Raw genomic sequence first — 18,965 nt, forward strand, 5'->3', positions numbered from 1 at the left:
AGAAGGATAAGTTAGGATTAACTGACATGTTTTTGAAAAGGAAGCCATAAGGTAAACTTACTTCCTTTGCCTAATTCGCTGCGAAGATGGATGCTGCCCCCGTGGGCCTCGGCCATGGTTTTTACATAACTTAACCCCAGCCCGAAGCCTTTCACATTGTGCACGTTTCCGGTGGGCACCCGGTAGAACTTCTCAAATACCTTCTTCTGTGCCTCGCGCGACATTCCGGTGCCCTGGTCTTCCACGGTGATATGCAACCCCTTGGCAATGGTAGTGGTTTGGATAACAATCTTGGGCGCGTTGGGAGAGTATTTGTTTGCATTGTCCAGCAGGTTGCCAATCATGTTGGCCAGGTGACCGGCATCAGCCCAGATGAAGGGGGTACGGGCATCCAGTTTCAGGTCCAGGTTGCCTTGCCGCTGTTCAATATGCAGTTGGAAGGGCTCGGCAGCCTTTCTGATCAGTTGATGGACATCCACCTCTTCAAAGGCCAGTTGCAGGGTTTTACGTTCCATTTGGGCGGTCTGCAATACTTTCTCCACCTGCTGGTGCATGCGTTTGTTTTCGTCCTTGATGATACGGGCGTAATAATCTACCCGCACCTCGTCTTTCCGCACTTTGGGGTTCACCAAGGCATCCAAGGCCAGTGAGATGGTGGCAATAGGTGTCTTGAACTCATGTGTCATGTTGTTGATGAAGTCATTCTTGATCTCAGAAATCTTTTTCTGCCGCAGAATGGTGTACAGAGTGAAGGAGAAAGTAAGAATGATGATGAGCGTGAACAGCACCGAGATAGCCGATGGAAGGAGCAGGCTTTGCCACACGTACAAATCTCTGTTTGGGAAATTGAGGAGCAGAAAGCTTGGCGCCGTCATGACGTCATTGGGAAACAGGCGAACCACATATTCATTTTCCCGCAGATTGGTAGGCAGCATCACGTCGTGCGAGGAGGTCAGTACCAGGTTGGGGTTGCCCTTGCCGCTGGCTGATTGCAGGGTGCAATTGTACGGAGTGGAGATGTTGTGCGCCGCAAGCTCGGTGGTGAGCAGTTCATCCACTTTCAACTGTTGCAGGCGCTCCACCAAAGGTTTCTCTTTCCTGACATACTCCACGGCCATCTGTTGCATCACCATGTTCAGGTTCTGTACCTTGGCAGCTGCTTTCTGTTGTTTATCTTTTTCTGGTGCTACTTTTTTAAGGGAGGCCGTAGCAACGGTAGGAATGTTTTCAGGGACCAGTTGGGTAGATGGAGGCGTAGTCTTTCTAGGTTTTCCTTGGACCACGGTGACTTGTCCGGAATTGTGTTTAAGAGTAGGAAGATAGTGGGTCACGCGGTTTGAGGCAGAATCCACGGAAAGGGTCAGGGTTTTCCATAGGTTTTTGCTGGCCGTTGTGTCCGTAAAGACATCAATCAACTTGCCCCGCACATTCACCGCCTTAATGTCTTTGGGGTTGATGCGAAGCAATTCATGCTGCTTGGCGCGGGTAGCGGAGTCATAACTCATCCTAACCACAAACGCAGAATCAACTTTTGCCCTTTGGAAGTACCGGGCATTGCTCTTTTTGATAAATGAATCTATTTGGGGCCTCTGAGAAGCTAATATTTTCCAGATCACAACCGAATCAGTAGAGCCCTGTCCAAAGATTTCATGTTGGTCCTTGAACGTAGCCACGTTTTTAGATCCTCTGATGTAGGTCCTTCCATGCAACTCATGCCCTTTCGTCATGGTCACCGCCTCAGCCTGAGTTACTAGCACTCTCACTGGCGACAGGGTATGCGTAGCCGGGAAGCCCTGAACAGTAACTGGTGCAGGACCGGGCACCGGCGCAGGAGAGGCAATAGTAAGCCTTACAGGCTCCTTCACTTTCTTTACCGGACGAGTCACTTTTGGCGCAGAGCACTTATCTGGTCTTCTCTGGCTCTCATCAGAAGAAAGTGCCGCTGCCCTTATCTGGGGAGCTTTTTCGCTTAGATAATGGACGGCTTCCTGGGTTTCCAGGCGACGGGCCACCTGTTGGAGCGCATCATTCACGTTCCGGTCAAAAACCTCCTCTTCCATACGTACTGCATGGTGGATCCAGTAGACCTGGAACCCTATCAGCCCCACTAGGGAGATAGTCATCAGTACAATGACCCAAAGCAATGTTTTCTTTCTCATCTCTACAAAGATAAAGGCTTATTTGAGGGCAAACTTCACTTTAACTTTTCATTAACAGACTTTAACCTAGCCTTAACCTCTTCCTAAAAAGATACCGGGTAATATTGTGTAAATCAATGTACTAGCCTCACCTAAATTACAATTGTTATGAGAAAGAAACAATACACCTTGGCAACCCTGGTCTCTTTGCTGCTGCTCTCCGCCACCGCCTTTTCCCCGGCTTGGGCTCAGGTAAAGAACTCTGGTAAAAAAGAAATTGGCAACCAGGCAATAGTGAAAGTAATTAAACAGGAGGGGGATAAATATTATGTGCTGGACACTACCCTGACTATTGCCGAGGGTGGCTCTTACCTGGAAGCCGTGAAAAAACTTAAAGCTGATTCTGTTTCCTTCAAGGAGCTAGGGGCAAAGACCCTTGAACCCCTAAGGTTATCTATTGCAAAAGGAATGGACGTCACTAGATATATCGCTGCCCACCCTTTGGATTCTCTACGGGCTGCCGTTTTCAAGACAGTTGTTTCAGATACGGTTTTTACCAAGCTGAAAGCAGTTCGGGTGTATGGACCTAAAGCAATAAGAGTGGATTCTTTGAAGGGACCCATATCGCAAGCCATCACCGTTTACGGCAGACCAATTACCTTCCACCGCACTCCCAGCCTTGACTCTTTGGTCAAAGAAGTCAGCATCTTTCGGTTGGATTCCTCTTTGCGCTTGAAAACCGATACCTTCATGATGAAAGAAACCATTCGGGTGGAGAGAGATTCCTCTGGAGAGGTAAGGGTGATCGGGTTCAGGAAAGGAAACTTAAGCCCCGAGGTATTAGAAACGGGGGAGTACAATGTCTTTAAACTTAGAAACCCAGGGCAAGAGCGGGTGATCATCCTGAGTCAAGCCAAAGCGGAACCTGGCGAGGCTATTAAGGTGGGGAAGAAAAGTAAAAAGAAAGAGGCAGCCGTCCCTGCCAAAATTGATTTGCAGCTTTTCCCCAATCCTACCAACGGTGAGGTGAATATCAACTTCTTTTCCCAAAAGAAGGCAAAAGCGCAGGTGCGGGTGGTAGACACCCAAGGAAAGACCATCGTTGAGGAAGATCTAGGTACCGTGCAGGGGCAGTACTATAAGCGGTTAAACTTAGCCAAATATGGCAAAGGAATGTACATGGTTCAGGTTCTATTAGGAAAGTTGGCCGGCTCTGGGAAAGTAGTAGTGGAATAAGATTTTGGTTGTAAGTTTGGGAAAAGGGCCTGAAAATAATTTCGGGCCTTTTTTGCGTTCTGCCCTAGTTTTTTCTAGACCGAATCGTATAGCACCAATATGAATTCACGCCTACTTTCCATATCTACAGCCTATCTTGTCAGGTCTGTTTTTGTATGTTTAACCTTTTGGTTTACAGGGGTAACAGGTGCTTTACTTGCGCAAACAAAAGATGTGCACCCCTGCGCTGAGGCCCGTACTCACTCAGCCTCCCTCTTGTTAGCCGATGGGATCACCTCAGAGGGCCACCGGGCCTTGATGCGGCAGTACGACGTGCATTGGTACAAGCTGGATCTGGCCTTGGAACGGAATTCCTTAAACATCAGCGGAAAGGTCATTATGTATGCCACCGCGCAGCAAAACAACTTCTCTGAGTTTGCTTTTGAGCTGCACCCCAATTTCTTAATCCAAGAGGTGTTAATGGATGGGGTGCCTTGCAGCCTAAGACGGAACGGGAGTGAGGCTATAGCCATGCTCCCGGCCGCCAGGTCTGGTCAGTCCAGATTTACCATGCAGGTGACTTACTCTGGAAGGGCGCCCTCGGGAGCGGGAGCGGCCATTGGCAATGGGTTTAACACGGCTACTGCTCAACCTTGGGGCCAGCAAGTGACTTGGAGCTTAAGTGAGCCTTTTGCGGCTTCTGAGTGGTTCCCTTGCAAGCAGTTGCTGGAAGACAAAGCCGATTCGGTGGAGGTGTGGGTCACTACCGATGTCTCCAACAAAGTTGGTTCTAACGGCGTCCTGCAACGGATTACTCCCATGCCTAACCAGAAGCACCGGTACGAGTGGAAATCAAACTACCCCATAGCTTACTACCTGATCTCTGTGGCGGTGGCCCAGTACGAGGAGTATTCTTACCAGGTGCCTTTGCCTGGTTTGTCACAACCGCTTCTGGTACAAAACTATATCTACCCCCAGGCGCTAAATACCTTTAAGACCGAGATTGATAGAACAGGCCCATTTCTGCAGCTCTTTTCTGAGCTGTTCGGTTTGTATCCCTTCCATCGGGAGAAGTATGGGCATAGCATGGCCCCCATTGGTGGGGGAATGGAGCACCAGACCATGACTACCCAGTCAACCTTTGAATTCACCCTCACCGCCCATGAGCTGGCCCACCAATGGTGGGGAGATGAGGTGACTTGTTCAGACTGGAGCCACATCTGGCTAAACGAAGGCTTTGCTTCCTACGGCGAGTACTTGGCTATTGAAAGGCTTTTACCGGCCCAAAAACTGAATTGGCTTAACCGGGCAAACGAAGGGGCCCTGAGCCAGCCACAGGGATCGGTGTTTGTGAAAGACAGCACCAATGTTGGGCGTATCTTCAGTTCTGCTTTGTCTTACCGCAAAGGTGCCATGGTATTGCACATGCTGCGTCGCACCTTTAAGAACGATGCTCTGTTTTTTCAAGCCCTGCAAACCTATAGGCAGGAGTACCGGTATCAGGTTGCCGACACCCGCGATTTCCAGAAGGTAGTGGAACGGGTAAGCGGCCGGTCTTTCCAGTATTTCTTTGACCAATGGGTATATGGGGAAGGGTATCCTATTTTTGACCTCTCGTGGGCGCAGGAGGGAAATCAACTTTTCCTTAGAAGCACAGAATTAACTTCAAGCCAAGCCACTCCTTTCTTCACCACCGAACTGGAGGTCAGGATTACCACTTCCGTCAAAGACACTACGGTGGTGTTGCGGCAAAATGCCAGAACCGAGGATTTCCGGTTTACCGTAGCTGGTGAAGTGCTGGAGTTTGAGGTAGACCCCGACCAATGGCTCGTGGAGGCCGTGAACCCCATCCAAAATGATCCTTCTTTGGTCTTAGACCTTTCAGAAGAAGTACAGGTGTACCCTAACCCTACCTTGGGCGAAGTGAACTTGAGAGGAGGAAAGGGAGTGCCTGAGGAGATCTCTATTTATGACATGTTGGGCAGGCATATTAGAACCTTTACGCCCACAGGACGTTCTTTTTCCCTCGCAGATCTGGGGGCAGGAGCTTACTTTCTCAGGTTAAGGTATGCCCAGGAGTACTCACAAGTACGTATTTTAAAGCTTTAATGATATTATTCTTCTTTTTTGATTGTTTTTTCCCAACAAAACTTTAGTTTATCAGTTTAAAGCTTTGCGAGTTCTACTGAACTTCTTCTTAACAGTTTTTCATCAGTTTTCCTGAAACAGGCATTAAACCCACTTTAAAACGCCTGGAAGTAGCACTTCCTTTCTTTAGTTTGTTTACAGAATTGGAAATAATTAGAACTATTGTACCTTATAAAACTATGTCTATGACTACTGAAACTACCCTTGACCTAGATATAAAGCATAGGTTATTAGATGAGTGCCTGCGCCAGCAGACAGATTTTGTGGACCATGCCCGGCAAGCCATGGAAGAGGCCCAGACCAGCGCCAATGAAAGCCAGGGAGCCATTGAAGACAAGTTCGAGTCCTTTAGGGAGGCCTGCCATATCCAGCGGGATATGTTTGCCAAGCAATTGGATGAAGCCATCGGGAAACTGAGCATCCTGAAAAGAATTGTTCGTAGCAAGGTGAACGAAGATGTGTCCCTAGGATCCATTGTGCGCACAGATGCCCAGAACTACTTTATCTCGGTTAGCTTGGGTGAAATAAAATTGGACGGCGAGAAGTATTTTGCCATCTCCGCGGCTTCTCCGGTGTTCCAGGCCATGGCCGGAAAAACCAAAGGGGAGTCCTTCACCTTCCGTGACAAGAAAATCACAATCCTAGATCTTTTCTAAAGGCAAGTAGCGTATCAAATTTTAGGCGGGTTTGGGTTCCTTCCCCCGGAAAAAACTTCGGTCCTAAAAGCAAAGCGGGAATCTCTGATGAGATTCCCGCTTTGCTTTTAGGACCGAAGGTATTAGTTGCTTATTGCGCCCGGGTCCAAACTTGGGAACGACCTATTAAGGAGATACCAATGTATCCTTTCACCTCCAGTTTGTCGTTGCCCACTAGTTTCATGTAAGAAGAGTACGTCTTGCCAGATTTGGGGTCGTAGATGGTGCCATCATCCCACTTGCTGTCACCCACAGAATTGAAGTTCTTCAGGAAAACCAAACCAATTATTGGACGCTTCTGCAGTTTAGGATCTGGGTTAAACTGATCTACTTTTGGTTTGCCGTCTCTATTGGGTTCTTTCAGCCAGATGATTTTGCCGCAAAGCTTATCACCACATTGGTAGATTTCAAAGCGAGCTTCTTTCTCTTCGTTGGTCCAGACACCAATAGGAGATTTTTTCTGCGCCCAAACCAGGTTGGTCAAGCATAGGAAAAGGGCTAACAAAAAGATCTTTCTCATACGTGTTGTTTTTAGATAGTTTGGTTTACTAAATATAAGCAATTTATGATCCAAATTAATGTCTGCTCCTAAGTTTCTCGTAAGAGGCTGTGAAGGGCGCTCTAAACAAAGAATCATGCGGAAAATACTTTTGATCTCTCAGGGAATCTACTATGCAATAACCGGTATCTGGCCCTTGCTGCACATGCCTAGTTTCTTAGCCGTCACCGGTCCCAAGAACGAAGTGTGGCTGGTAGTGACCGTAGGTATTCTGGTGTTAGTCATCGGCGCGACCTTCTTAGCGGCGGCCTTCCAGGAGAGGGAAGAGCAAAGTCCTGAGTTACTGGGGTTCTTCAGTGCAGTGGGGTTAGGGGCTATTGATGTGCGATACGCCCTTAATGATGTGATCTTGGGTATCTACCTGCTAGACGCCGTTGGCGAGTTCTTGCTGGCTATGGCCTGGATATGGGTTTTCTTCAATAAGCCGAAAAAAGAAAGGCTCGTAAAAACATAAAATTTTTCATCAAACCTTTTGAACTATCTTTTCGTCTTTTAACTTTATAAAACGGAAGCGAGTGCTCCGGGCCTCTCTCGCCAAACCATAATTTATTTGGCAAAGCGGATGGGTTTATGTCGGACTAAAAGAAAGGAGGTAAAAGTGTCTAATCCCAGTAAAAATGTATTAAGCCTAGCTCATGTGTCAACCGTTAACCGTGTTGAAGCTTGCTAACTAGACTTTGTCTACTGGCGAATCCGGCATGAGGTAGCCCATGCGACTGAGAGGCAGTTCTCTTTCGTGTCGCTTGATACCATTTCAAAGGATTCCATACCCGGCTACTGCAGTGGCCGGGTATTTTTTTGCCCTTTTGTTTCTATAAAGTATTCTATTTGTAATTGACCTTCAGAACGTTAGCTTTTGGATAAAAGGAGTTTAACTTTCTTTTAGCAAAAGGCTTGAGCCCGGCATAATCCACTTCAGCGTTAAGTTTTTATCTGGCAAAGAAACAAATCAGAAAATACAAAGGTGGAAATACGCTCGGCTTCAAAACACAAGAGCTTATTTGTTACTCTTTTAAGGCAGGTTTACCAAAAACTTACCAGAAACAAGGTAGGAGTAATTTACGGTAAAACTCTTCTGATATCCAGAAAGCGCTTCTGATACAAGGTGCCTTCCAGTTCACTTACTTTTACACCTCCGTTGGAAGAGGAGTGAACAAATTGAACAGATTTTGGCGGATTGGTTATAATGATCCCCACGTGGCCAGGGGTGCGGTCCTCCAGGTTGGTGCCGGTAAAAATTATCAGGTCTCCTTTTTTAGCCTCCTGTACAGAAACTGTTTCCCCAAGTTTGGCTTGTGCCGAAGAGCCATGGGGAATACTTATCCCGAAATGGTTGTACACGTAGGTGATAAAGCCTGAGCAATCAAAGCCTTCCTCGGTGACGCCCCCATAGGTGTATTCTGTTCCGTAACGTTGCAGGGCAAAAGCCACCACGCTGTCAGACTTGGTGGCGTAATTTCCTTTCAGCACCCCGAGGCCTGGAGAAGCCTCGCCTCCAGAGATAGGTTTGGTACTGGCAGAGTCATCATGAAATTCTTTGTCGCGCCCGTCTAAACTGGTACGTTTTATGCCTGCACCTTCCAGATCACCAGGGGACAGAAAAACCTTGTACACCAGAAGTCCGGTGAGCAGCACACCAAAAATGATCCATATTTTTTTCATATTAAATCCTTTGTCGTGCATACGTATTTACCACCTTCACCGGTTACCTTAAGTACCTACTCCTTTGGTTTAGCGGCTTTTTAGCTGTATTATTCGATTTTATTCCAAACTACCTAAACATTACCATGCAAAAAATAATCCATTCCTGGGCTACAGGAGTACTGGTGCTGCTGGCCCTAGCTTTTTCTTCGTCGGCCTATGCTGCTCCTAAGCTTTCTTACCGGCTTTCCATGCCAGAACCTCAGACCCACTACTTTGAGGTGGAAATGCGCCTGGAAGATTTCAACGGGAAAAACCTGGACTTGACCTTACCCGTGTGGGCGCCCGGGTCCTATTTGATAAGGGAGTTTCCCAAGAACGTAGAGGCTTTTGAGGCATTTGCCGGAAACACCAAGCTAACTTCAGAGAAAGTAGACAAGAATACTTGGCGGGTAGCCACCGGCGGGAAAGACGTAACCGTTAAATACAAGGTGTACGCCTTTGAATTGAGTGTACGCACCAGTTTCATTGACGCCAGCCACGGCTATTTGAATGGAACCAGCGTGTTCATGTACCCCGAGGGGCGCAAAGACCTGCCTTCCACGTTGACCGTGGTTCCTTTTAAAGGATGGAGCAAGGTATCTACCGGGCTACCAACTGTAACTGAGCAGCCTTTTACCTATAGAGCGCCAAACTACGATGTCTTAGCCGATTCTCCCATTGAGATTGGAAACCATGAGATCCTTTCTTTTGAAAGCAACGGGGTGAAGCATGAGGTAGCCATGTACGGCGATGCCAACTACGATGCCGCCCGCCTTACGGCCGACATGAAAAAGGTGACCGAAGAAGCCGCCAAAGTATTTGGTGAGTTGCCGGTGAACTACTACCTGTTCATTGTCCATAACCTGCAAAGCGGAGGCGGTGGCTTGGAGCACCTGAACTCTACCACGCTGCACGCCACCCGCACTGCTTATGGAACGGAGCGGGGCTATGAAGGCTTCCTGAACTTGGTAGCGCATGAGTATTTCCACTTATGGAACGTGAAGCGTTTGCGCCCGATCGCTTTAGGACCGTTTGACTACAACCAGGAGAATTACTCCAGGATGCTGTGGGTGTCTGAAGGGTTCACTTCCTATTACGCCGATGTGATCTTGAAGCGGGCTGGTTTTACCTCTGACCGCGAATACCTTGACAGAATCTCCAGCAGCATCACCAGCATTGAGAATACCCCGGGCAACAAAGTGGTATCGGCGGCCCAGTCCAGCTTTGATGCCTGGATCAAGCAGTACCGCCCCGATGAGAACTCTTACAACACCCACCTTTCTTACTACAGCAAAGGAAGCCTCTTAGGAATGCTTCTGGATTTGGAGATTCTGAAAGCCACCAACGGCGCCAAAAGCCTGGACGATGCCATGAGAGCCTTGTATAATGAATTCTACAAGAAGAAGGACCGCGGTTTCACCGATAAGGAGTTCCAACAGGGGATCGAGAAGTTTACCGGACGCTCCATGGACGATTTCTTCAGACGGTACGTGTATGGCGTGGAAACCCCAGACTACAATAGTTTCTTCAATGCCGTAGGTATCACCCTCAATGACGTGAACAAAGGCACAAACCAACCTTTGCTAGGAGCCGGAATTTCAGCCGCCAGCGGCCGACCTGTAGTGACCACCGTCACCCGCAACGGAAGTGCCTGGCAGTCTGGCCTGAATGTAAATGATGAGATCATTGGAATGAACGGGTACCGGGTTTCTGATGACATCAACAAGTCTATTCCGGCCTATGCCGTTGGAGACGTGATTGAACTGGTGGTGAACAGAAGCGGTCAGTTGATGATCCTTCCCGTAACGTTGCTGAAAGACCAGACCCTTAAATACCGGGCAGATATGCTTCCTTCACCAACAGACGTGCAGAAGAAAAGCTACCTTAAATGGACTAGCGCCAAATAGAGGAATAGGGCTTTTTCACTAAAACAGGCTCAAAACTAATCGCCCTAAAACAGAAAGGCCGCTCATTAGAGCGGCCTTTCTGTTTTAGGGCGATTTTCAGATAATTAGCTTCTAAACCTTCAGATATCTGATCCTCCTGGTGTACTTAGAGCCTCTACCCGAACAGCCTGCTTTTTATTTTATGCGCTTCAATTCCACTTCGCGCGCTGGTTTAATAATCAAAGGCACCTTTTCAATTTTTACTGAGCTGGTATCCAAGCCAAACCATTTGCCTTCTGAGGTGGTGAATTGCTTTATATTGAAGTACGACTGCATGATGGTGTTCTCCCAAAAGGGAAGGTCGTTCTCGTAGCTTAGGAACTTCTCCAGCACCACAAACCGGAAGTCCCCAATCAGGTTTTGTTTGTTCAGGGAGCTGTAGCGGCTGGTGATGTCCACCTCTTTGTTTTTCACCAGGTCTTCCACTACTTTCCGGAAGAACAGGTTAATGCGTTGCTCCACCCGGAAACCTAGCCGGAAATCAATCCGCACCACATCCTGCTCGGCCAGTACATTCACTTTGTACTCCATGGTATACGGCTCGTCCATGGTGTTCACGTGCACAAACCAGTAAATATCGGCTCGTTTGGGCCTTTTCTGGAAGATGGAGTAAATGATCTTAGACTCAATCTCGGTGGTACGATCGGCACTGGTCATGAACACCAGGTGGGTCGCGTATTTAGGGATGGAGTCATCTTCACTGAGTTCCCGCAAAGCCGAAACGTACTCCGGCAGAGGCACATTCTCGGTCAGGCGGCGTTTAATATAGAAGGCTTTAAGCCAGATGTACATCACCGCAATTAACAGGAAGCCAATCAATAAGGTCACCCAGCCGCCGTGTGGGAACTTAATAAGGTTGGCCAGCAGGAATGATCCCTCAATGGTCAGGTAAACGAGTAAGAAAAGAAACACCCATAGCTTGGCCACCCGGCGAGTCAGCAGGTAATAGCTAAGCAAGGTAGTGGTCATTAACATGGTCACCGTGATGGCAAGGCCATAGGCGGCCTCCATGTTCGCAGATTCCTCAAAATAAAGCACCACGCCCACACAGCCTAAAAGCAACAGCCAATTCATGCTAGGGACATACAGCTGGCCTTTCACATTGGTGGGGTAAATAAGGCGCACCTTAGGCCACATGTTCAACCGGATGGCTTCCCCAATCAAGGTAAAGGAGCCGGTAATAAGGGCCTGGCTGGCGATAACTGCGGCAATGGTGGCAATGATGATCCCGATGAGCAGAAACCAATCTGGCATCAGGCCATAGAAAGGGTTGGTAGTTCCCAAAGAAACCAGCTCTTTCCCCTCGTACTGCATCAACCAGGCGCCCTGCCCGAAGTAGTTAAGTAAAAGGCATATTTTCACGAAAACCCAGCTAATCCGGATGTTGCCCTTTCCGCAATGTCCCAGGTCTGAGTAAAGGGCCTCGGCACCAGTAGTACACAGGAAAACCGCTCCCAAAAGCCAGAACCCACCCGGGTAGTTCACCAGTAAGTCGTAGGCGTAGTAGGGGTTCAAGGATTTCAGGATTTCTGGATGCTCCAGAACGGACAATACCCCCAAGGTAGCCAACATACTGAACCAGATAAACATAACCGGTCCGAAGGCTTTCCCCACAATCTGGGTCCCGAAACTCTGCAGAAGGAAGAGGAGCACCAGAATACTGATGACAATGGGCACAGTAGGTATATCTGGGTTCAGCAGGAGCAGACCTTCCACAGCGGAGGAGACCGAGATAGGAGGAGTGATGACCCCATCAGCTAGCAGGGCACTGCCCCCCAGCATTGCCGGGATGGTAAGCCATTTGGCGTGACGCCTCACCAACGCATATAAAGAGAAAATACCGCCTTCCCCTTTGTTGTCGGCCCGAAGGGTAAGCACCACATATTTGATGGTGGTTTGTAGGGTAAGTGTCCAAACTACGCAGGAAATACCGCCATACACCAGAGTGGCATTGATGGGCGTGGACCCTATGATGGCTTTCATCACGTATAAGGGAGAAGTTCCAATATCGCCGTAAATGATGCCTAAAGCAATGAGCAAACCTGCACCCGAGACTCGTTGAGAGTGGCTAGTGTTATTCATTTTCGTTTTCTTCTAAATATTAGCTTCCGTAATAATCTAAGCCTAAAGGCAAAGCAAACTTCCTTTCTGGCTAGAAATCCGACCTTAGCCGTCCTTTGAAGAAAGTGGGCAAAAGTAATAGCTTCCAATCAAATTCAATACATTCCTGAATTGAATTTCAGCAGCTCACCTTAGTTGGCAATTCTTCCTTTCTGCATTAGGTTTTTACTCAAGAATAGACCCTAACGCACATTTAAAGGTGGTTACTTGTACTATACTAAAGTAAATTTGGAAGTTTATAATAAAAGTCATAGTTTAGATTGAATAAATTAAAATATAAAGAAAATATAACTTTATAAATTAGATTAATTAAAATTTGTATCCAAAACATTATATGATTCAAGCAGAGACTGAGTCTTTTAAAGTATGGTTAGAAGCTTCTAAAAGCATTGCTATGTTGAAGTGGAAAAGAGATGTTGGTCTGGAAGAATGCCAGAAAGGGATTACTGAGCTATTTGCCTTGATAAAGGAGCACCAATTAGATAAATGTCTGATCAATACCTGCCGCAGAAGTATCCTTTCGGCAGAAGCCGAGGAGTGGGAGTTAAACATGCTTCAAAGTGACGACAGTTCTTTTGTTCCGAAAGGAATACACGTGGCCTTAGTGATGTCTGACCTGAAATACCAACAGATGATTCATGAATACTCCTTGAACCGGGTTTGTAAATTCAATCTTCCCCTTACTATCAATTACTTTACCCAAGTGGGGGAAGCTATGGATTGGTTAGAAAACGAATCTTCGGTTCAGTCTTAAATTCCTTACCTTTCTACTAGATAGATTCTGGAAAATAAAAGAGGCCTTCCTACTTGATAGAAAGGCCTCTTTTATTCACAAGCAATTGAACATTAGTTGTTAACGGTGATCAATTCCACGTCAAAGATGAGGGTGGCGTTTGGTCCAATATCTCCGCCGGCACCTCTTGACCCGTAAGCCAGGTTGCTTGGGATAAACAGACGCCATTTGTCTCCTTCCTTCATCAACTGAAGAGCCTCGGTCCAGCCGGCAATCACGCCACTTACCGGGAAAGAAGCGGGTTCGCCGCGCTCGTAAGAAGAGTCAAAGACAGTACCGTCAATCAAGGTGCCGTGGTAGTGGGTTGTCACATTTGAATTTCTGGAAGGGGTCTTGCCTGAGCCGCTTTCCAAGATCTGGTATTGCAATCCACTAGGTAAAGCGTGCACCCCTTCTTTTTCTTTGTTCTCTTTCAGGAAAGCCTCGCCCTCGGCTTTGTTTTGCTCACCCGAGGCCCCTGCCGATGCTTGTTGCTTCTCCTGCATCTGCATCTGTAACTGCATCATGGCTTGCTGCACTTCATTCTGGTCTAGTTTTGAAGGAGAGCCGCTCAACGCATCTTTTAAGCCGAAAAGCAATGCTTCTGGTTCTACCTCAATCCCTTGCTTGGCAAAGTTGGCTGCCATGTCACGGCCAATGATGTAGCTGATTTTCTGTGAAAGGTCTTTTAATTCCATAGTTTATCTTTTGTAAGGTAAAGGTACGGTTTCTGCCGAATTTGGGTGGCCTAACAACACAAAACCCCGTCAAAGCGGGGTCTTGAGCTTGTACCGGGAGAGTTTTTTTACAGATAAAGATGGATATCTTCTTCAGAAAGATCCAGCGAGATGTTGCCAGGCGACAACCAGGAAGTGGCAAAGAAGCCCAGAGCGCCAATAACTAAAATAGACGAGATGGTGGTGATAGCTTTCATGGCATTACCTTAAAGGGTTTATATTTAGAACGTAAAAATCTACAATTTGTTTGATGTAAAATTTAATTTATTATTAAGCTTGTATTAAAAATGGAATGTCGGAAAGTGCTTGTTTCTAGTAAGTTAAACAAAAATGAATAAAAAGCCAACAGGGTAAATTTAGAGCAACTTGCTTTTTATTTTTTGCGGATAAAGTTGCTATAAAAAGTACTTGAAATATCTACCTCCACCACATTGTGCTTCAACCAAGCGTATTCTATTTCTTTTGTGACCAGGAAGGCTTGGTTTAAAGGCTGAGACATAAACTTGCCTGCAAAGTCCTCGGCACCCACTTGCAATTGGGAATGCAAGTGGGTGCGTTCATCATCCAGCTATCGGGAAGAGGAGCCAATAGGTGATCCCTAGCCATACTGTCTGGTTTGATTAATAAAAAAGGAGCCTGTATTTACAGGCTCCTTTCATGAAAATAAACAAAAAGGTATTCTTAGTTAAGCTTATGTGCTTACCATGAGAACCTTACATGTTGCGTCGGTACTGACCGCCCACGGCGAAAAGGGCATTAGTGATTTGTCCTAAAGAGCAGTACTTGGCAGTTTCCATAATGGCTTCAAAGATGTTGCCGTTCTGCACCGCTACTTCCTGCAATAGTTTCAGACGGGCTGGAGTATCAGTGGCATGACGCGCATGAAGTTCCTGCAGCATGGAGATTTGGTACTGCTTTTCCTCCTCCGTAGCCCTGATCACTTCTGATGGAATCACAGTAGGGGAGCCCTGGCTGCTCAGGAAGGTGTTCACGCCAATGATGGGGTACTCACCGGTATGCTTCAAAGTCTCATAGTACAAACTTTCTTCCTGAATCTTGCCGCGTTGGTACATGGTTTCCATCGCGCCCAACACGCCACCGCGCTCGGTGATGCGGTCAAACTCCAGCAATACAGCTTCCTCTACTAAATCCGTCAGTTCTTCAATGATGAAGGAACCTTGCAGCGGGTTCTCGTTTTTAGCTAAGCCCAACTCACGGTTGATGATGAGCTGAATGGCCATGGCCCGGCGTACTGAGGCCTCCGTAGGCGTGGTAATGGCCTCATCGTAGGCATTCGTGTGGAGCGAGTTACAGTTGTCGTAAATCGCATAAAGCGCTTGCAAAGTAGTCCGGATGTCATTGAAGTCAATTTCCTGCGCGTGTAATGAGCGGCCGGATGTCTGGATGTGGTACTTCAACATCTGTGAGCGGGCATTGGCCCCGTACTTCAGTTTCATGGCCTTTGCCCAGATTCTTCTGGCCACGCGGCCAATCACAGCGTACTCCGGGTCAATGCCGTTAGAGAAGAAGAAGCTCAGGTTAGGTGCAAACGCGTTGATGTCCATGCCGCGGCTCACGTAGTACTCCACAAAGGTGAAGCCATTTGCCAGCGTGAAGGCCAACTGGGAGATAGGGTTCGCACCTGCCTCCGCGATGTGGTAGCCCGAGATGGACACTGAGTAGAAGTTCCGGATATTGTGGTCAATGAAGTATTGCTGTACGTCACCCATCAAACGCAGCGAGAACTCGGTGCTGAAGATACAGGTGTTCTGCGCCTGGTCTTCTTTCAGGATATCGGCTTGCACGGTACCACGTACCGAGGCTAATGTTCTTTCTTTGATCTGAGCGTAAATGTCGGCCGGTAATACCTGGTCACCAGTCACGCCTAATAGCATCAATCCCAAGCCATCGTTTCCTTCCGGTAACTCACCTTGGTACCGAGGACGTTTTTGACCTAATTCCAGGAAAATAGCCTCAATCTTGGCATTTACTTCTTCTTCCAAGCCATTTTCCTTGATGTACAATTCGCACTGCTGGTCAATGGCGGCGTTCATGAAGAAACCGGTCAAAATAGCGGCCGGACCATTGATGGTCATGGACACCGAGGTCATCGGGTGGGCCAGGTTGAAGCCCGAGTACAGCTTCTTAGCATCATCCAGACAGCAGATGCTTACGCCGGAGTTACCTATTTTGCCATAGATATCCGGGCGCAGATCTGGGTCTTCGCCATATAAAGTAACGGAATCAAAAGCCGTAGATAAGCGCTTGGCAGGCAACCCTTTACTTACGTAATGGAAGCGGCGGTTCGTGCGCTCTGGTCCGCCTTCGCCGGCAAACATACGGGTTGGGTCTTCGCCTTCACGTTTGAACGGGAACACGCCCGCGGTGTAAGGGAATTCACCAGGTACGTTCTCCTGCAGGTTCCACTTCAGCAAATCGCCCCAAGCCTCATAACGCGGGGTAACTACCTTAGGAATCTTCAAATGGGAAAGGCTCTCGGTGTGGGTAGCCACTCGTAAGACTTTATCGCGTACCTTGAACTCGTAGAACTCATTTTTGTAGCTCTGGCGTTTCTCTAACCAAGCTTCCAGCAGCTTTTTGTTCTGCCCATATAGTCTTAAAGCCGTTTCTTCGTAGGCGTACTCTAACCCTTTAATCAAGCGGTCTTTATCTTCTACCTCAATGGCCTGAATTGCTTCAATGGACTGGCGAATGCCGTACAGTTTCTGAGCGATAGAAGCTTGGTCTTGCACCCACTTGTCATAGCTGCGGTTGTTCTCCGCGATCTCCGAAAGGTAGCGGGTACGAGCAGGAGGGATGATGTACACTTTCTCTGACATCTCGCCGGTTGCCTGAATCTTTGAGTCAAAATCCACTCCGGTTTTCTCAGAGATCTTAGCCATCACCGCTTTGTACAAACGGTTCATGCCTGGGTCGTTGAACTGCGAGGCGATGGTCCCGAATACCGGAATTTTATCATCAGACACGTCCCACAACTGGTGGTTACGCTTATATTGTTTCTTCACGTCACGCAAAGCGTCTAATGCCCCGCGCTTGTCAAACTTGTTCAAGGCAATGATGTCTGCGAAGTCCAGCATGTCAATTTTCTCCAGCTGGGTGGCCGCCCCGTACTCGGGCGTCATCACGTACAAACTGGCGTCTGAATGCTCAATGATCTCCGTATCAGACTGACCAATTCCGGAGGTCTCCAGAATAATCAAATCAAAGTTGGCGGCCTTCACCACGTCTACGGCATCCTGAACATACTTGCTCAAAGCAAGGTTGCTTTGGCGGGTAGCCAGCGAGCGCATGTACACGCGGCTGTTGCTGATGGCATTCATCCGGATTCGGTCACCTAAGAGGGCACCACCCGTTTTGCGTTTAGACGGGTCCACCGAAATGATGGCAATGGTCTTGTCCTGAAAATCCATCAGGAAACGACGAACCAACTCATCCACCAGAGAAGATTTACCGGCGCCACCGGTTCCGGTGATTCCTAGCACCGGGGTAGCCAGTTGCTTTCCGTTAGATGATTGTTGGTCAACACCAGAGAGCAACTGCTCCTTTACCCGGGCAAACTCCTCAGGGAAGTTCTCAGCGGCGGAGATCAGACGGGCGATGGATTTGATGTCTTTTTCCTTCAGGTGCTTCACCTCGCCGTTCAGATTCTGGCCGGTAGGGAAGTCGCACTTCTGGAGCATGTCGTTGATCATGCCCTGCAAGCCCATGGCGCGTCCGTCATCCGGGGAGTAGATGCGGGCAATGCCGTAGCCGTGCAGCTCTTCAATCTCGGTAGGCAAAATCACACCTCCGCCACCACCAAAGATCCGTACATGGCCACAACCGCGCTCGTTGAGCAGGTCATACATGTATTTAAAGTACTCCAGGTGACCGCCCTGATAGGAGGTGATAGCAATAGCTTGGGCATCTTCTTGAATGGCGCAATCCACGATCTCCTGCACGGAGCGGTTGTGGCCCAGGTGAATCACCTCGGCGCCAGACGCCTGAATGATGCGGCGCATGATATTGATAGACGCATCGTGGCCGTCAAACAAAGAGGCGGCAGTGACAATGCGGATGTGGTTAACCGGTTTGTAGGGTTGTACAGTAGTAACTGACATTTGTTAGGTTAGCTAGTGAACGGTATGCGAAAGTACGAATTTTCAGATAGAATGGAGGAGGTGGCGTAAACTCTCTTCTGGCGTTTCTGGGGTACAATTGCTAAAACAGCCTCGAAACGGCTTTCGTTCAGAAACGGGTACCGCGGGTGGGCGCTTTTGCGTAGTTTACCAAAAAAGCTGTCCATGCCCGAACTTCCTCCTTTAGCGCTCATTCCTTTTATTGACGTGGTCGGCACCTTTGTGTTCGCCATTAGTGGCACGCAAACGGCCATCGACAAAAAGCTAGACCCGTTTGGGGCATCTGTTATCGCGTTTGCTACAGCGCTGGGGGGCGGAACGGTGCGCGACTTACTTCTGAATCTGAGACCCGTATGGATTCAGGAGGAGCGGCTTTTGGTGACGGTCTTCATTGCCGTGATGGTGACGCTGCTGTTCAGAAAGGAAATAGGCCGGTTCAGAAGGACCATGTTTTTGTTTGATACCGTGGGAATCGCCTTGTTCACGGTGCTAGGCATGGAGAAAGCCCTTCGCTTAGGGGTGCCGCCGCTTATTGCTTTGGTGATGGGGGTGGTGTCGGCGGTGTTTGGTGGGGTGGTGCGTGATATCCTGTGCAACGAAATTCCCCTGATCTTCCGCCGGGAGGTGTACGCCACTGCCTGTCTGGCAGGAGGCGCTGCTTATTTACTCATGCGATTGGCGCCGGTGCCAGCCGGCGTTCCCGTCTGGATTGCCATCGCGATCATCATCTTGATCCGGATTTTGGCCGTTCGCCTGAAGTGGGCTTTCCCTAACCTTAATCCGGAGGAGTAACCATCCGTTTGCACCTTGTT

14 protein-coding genes are annotated in these 18,965 nt (G+C 48.2%); 7 read left to right on the forward strand and 7 right to left on the reverse strand.

Annotated features, from left to right (window positions below; all coding sequences use genetic code 11):
* Nucleotides 1-17: 17 nt before the first annotated feature.
* On the reverse strand, nt 18-2,159 hold the full coding sequence (locus ACW9SV_RS10955) for a sensor histidine kinase (RefSeq protein WP_479556803.1): 2,142 nt from the start codon (nt 2,157-2,159) through the stop codon (nt 18-20).
* 147 nt (nt 2,160-2,306) lie between these two features.
* Here ACW9SV_RS10955 and ACW9SV_RS10960 point away from each other — a divergent pair, with 147 nt between their 5' ends.
* The 3 genes from ACW9SV_RS10960 (at nt 2,307) to ACW9SV_RS10970 (ending at nt 6,157) form a co-directional block, all read left to right on the forward strand.
* Nucleotides 2,307-3,374 carry a T9SS type A sorting domain-containing protein gene (locus ACW9SV_RS10960; RefSeq protein WP_479556804.1) on the forward strand — a complete coding sequence of 356 codons (1,068 nt, stop codon included), beginning with the start codon at nt 2,307-2,309 and terminating at the stop codon, nt 3,372-3,374.
* Nucleotides 3,375-3,587: 213 nt separating this feature from the next.
* Nucleotides 3,588-5,462, forward strand: coding sequence for a M1 family metallopeptidase (locus ACW9SV_RS10965; protein ID WP_479556805.1), 1,875 nt, complete (start codon nt 3,588-3,590; stop codon nt 5,460-5,462).
* Nucleotides 5,463-5,686: 224 nt separating this feature from the next.
* Entirely contained in the window at nt 5,687-6,157 is a 471-nt protein-coding gene (locus tag ACW9SV_RS10970) for a hypothetical protein (RefSeq protein WP_479556806.1), read from the forward strand.
* 130 nt (nt 6,158-6,287) lie between these two features.
* Here ACW9SV_RS10970 and ACW9SV_RS10975 read toward each other — a convergent pair whose 3' ends face one another.
* On the reverse strand, nt 6,288-6,716 hold the full coding sequence (locus ACW9SV_RS10975; RefSeq protein WP_479556807.1) for a DUF2147 domain-containing protein: 429 nt from the start codon (nt 6,714-6,716) through the stop codon (nt 6,288-6,290).
* A gap of 115 nt (nt 6,717-6,831) precedes the next feature.
* Here ACW9SV_RS10975 and ACW9SV_RS10980 point away from each other — a divergent pair, with 115 nt between their 5' ends.
* Nucleotides 6,832-7,209 carry a hypothetical protein gene (locus ACW9SV_RS10980; RefSeq protein ID WP_479556808.1) on the forward strand — a complete coding sequence of 126 codons (378 nt, stop codon included), beginning with the start codon at nt 6,832-6,834 and terminating at the stop codon, nt 7,207-7,209.
* A gap of 605 nt (nt 7,210-7,814) precedes the next feature.
* Here ACW9SV_RS10980 and ACW9SV_RS10985 read toward each other — a convergent pair.
* A complete protein-coding gene (locus ACW9SV_RS10985) occupies nt 7,815-8,417 on the reverse strand; it encodes a C40 family peptidase (RefSeq protein WP_479556809.1) in 603 nt (200 codons plus the stop codon).
* 125 nt (nt 8,418-8,542) lie between these two features.
* On the opposite strand from ACW9SV_RS10985, the gene ACW9SV_RS10990 reads away from it, so the two are divergent.
* Nucleotides 8,543-10,345 (forward strand): M61 family metallopeptidase, encoded by a 1,803-nt coding sequence (locus ACW9SV_RS10990; RefSeq protein ID WP_479556810.1) that lies wholly within the window; start codon nt 8,543-8,545, stop codon nt 10,343-10,345.
* A gap of 174 nt (nt 10,346-10,519) precedes the next feature.
* Here the strand turns inward: ACW9SV_RS10990 and ACW9SV_RS10995 are convergent, their stop codons facing one another.
* Nucleotides 10,520-12,466, reverse strand: a complete 1,947-nt coding sequence (locus tag ACW9SV_RS10995) for a KUP/HAK/KT family potassium transporter (RefSeq protein ID WP_479556811.1) — start codon at nt 12,464-12,466, stop codon at nt 10,520-10,522.
* Nucleotides 12,467-12,839: 373 nt separating this feature from the next.
* Between ACW9SV_RS10995 and ACW9SV_RS11000 the strand changes: the two genes are divergently transcribed.
* Nucleotides 12,840-13,259 carry a hypothetical protein gene (locus ACW9SV_RS11000; protein WP_479556812.1) on the forward strand — a complete coding sequence of 140 codons (420 nt, stop codon included), beginning with the start codon at nt 12,840-12,842 and terminating at the stop codon, nt 13,257-13,259.
* Between the two features lie 92 nt (nt 13,260-13,351).
* Here the strand turns inward: ACW9SV_RS11000 and ACW9SV_RS11005 are convergent, their stop codons facing one another.
* The 3 genes from ACW9SV_RS11005 to ACW9SV_RS11015 all read right to left on the reverse strand — a co-directional run bounded on the left by ACW9SV_RS11005 (nt 13,352) and on the right by ACW9SV_RS11015 (nt 18,135).
* Nucleotides 13,352-13,975, reverse strand: a complete 624-nt coding sequence (locus tag ACW9SV_RS11005) for an FKBP-type peptidyl-prolyl cis-trans isomerase (protein WP_479556813.1) — start codon at nt 13,973-13,975, stop codon at nt 13,352-13,354.
* Between the two features lie 107 nt (nt 13,976-14,082).
* Nucleotides 14,083-14,211 carry a hypothetical protein gene (locus tag ACW9SV_RS11010; protein WP_479556814.1) on the reverse strand — a complete coding sequence of 43 codons (129 nt, stop codon included), beginning with the start codon at nt 14,209-14,211 and terminating at the stop codon, nt 14,083-14,085.
* A 516-nt stretch (nt 14,212-14,727) separates the two neighbouring features.
* Nucleotides 14,728-18,135, reverse strand: a complete 3,408-nt coding sequence (locus ACW9SV_RS11015) for a methylmalonyl-CoA mutase family protein (protein WP_479556815.1) — start codon at nt 18,133-18,135, stop codon at nt 14,728-14,730.
* Between the two features lie 183 nt (nt 18,136-18,318).
* Here ACW9SV_RS11015 and ACW9SV_RS11020 point away from each other — a divergent pair, with 183 nt between their 5' ends.
* On the forward strand, nt 18,319-18,945 hold the full coding sequence (locus tag ACW9SV_RS11020; RefSeq protein WP_479556816.1) for a trimeric intracellular cation channel family protein: 627 nt from the start codon (nt 18,319-18,321) through the stop codon (nt 18,943-18,945).
* Nucleotides 18,946-18,965 lie beyond the last annotated feature (20 nt).

Source organism: Rufibacter sp. JT20002 (assembly GCF_056491185.1).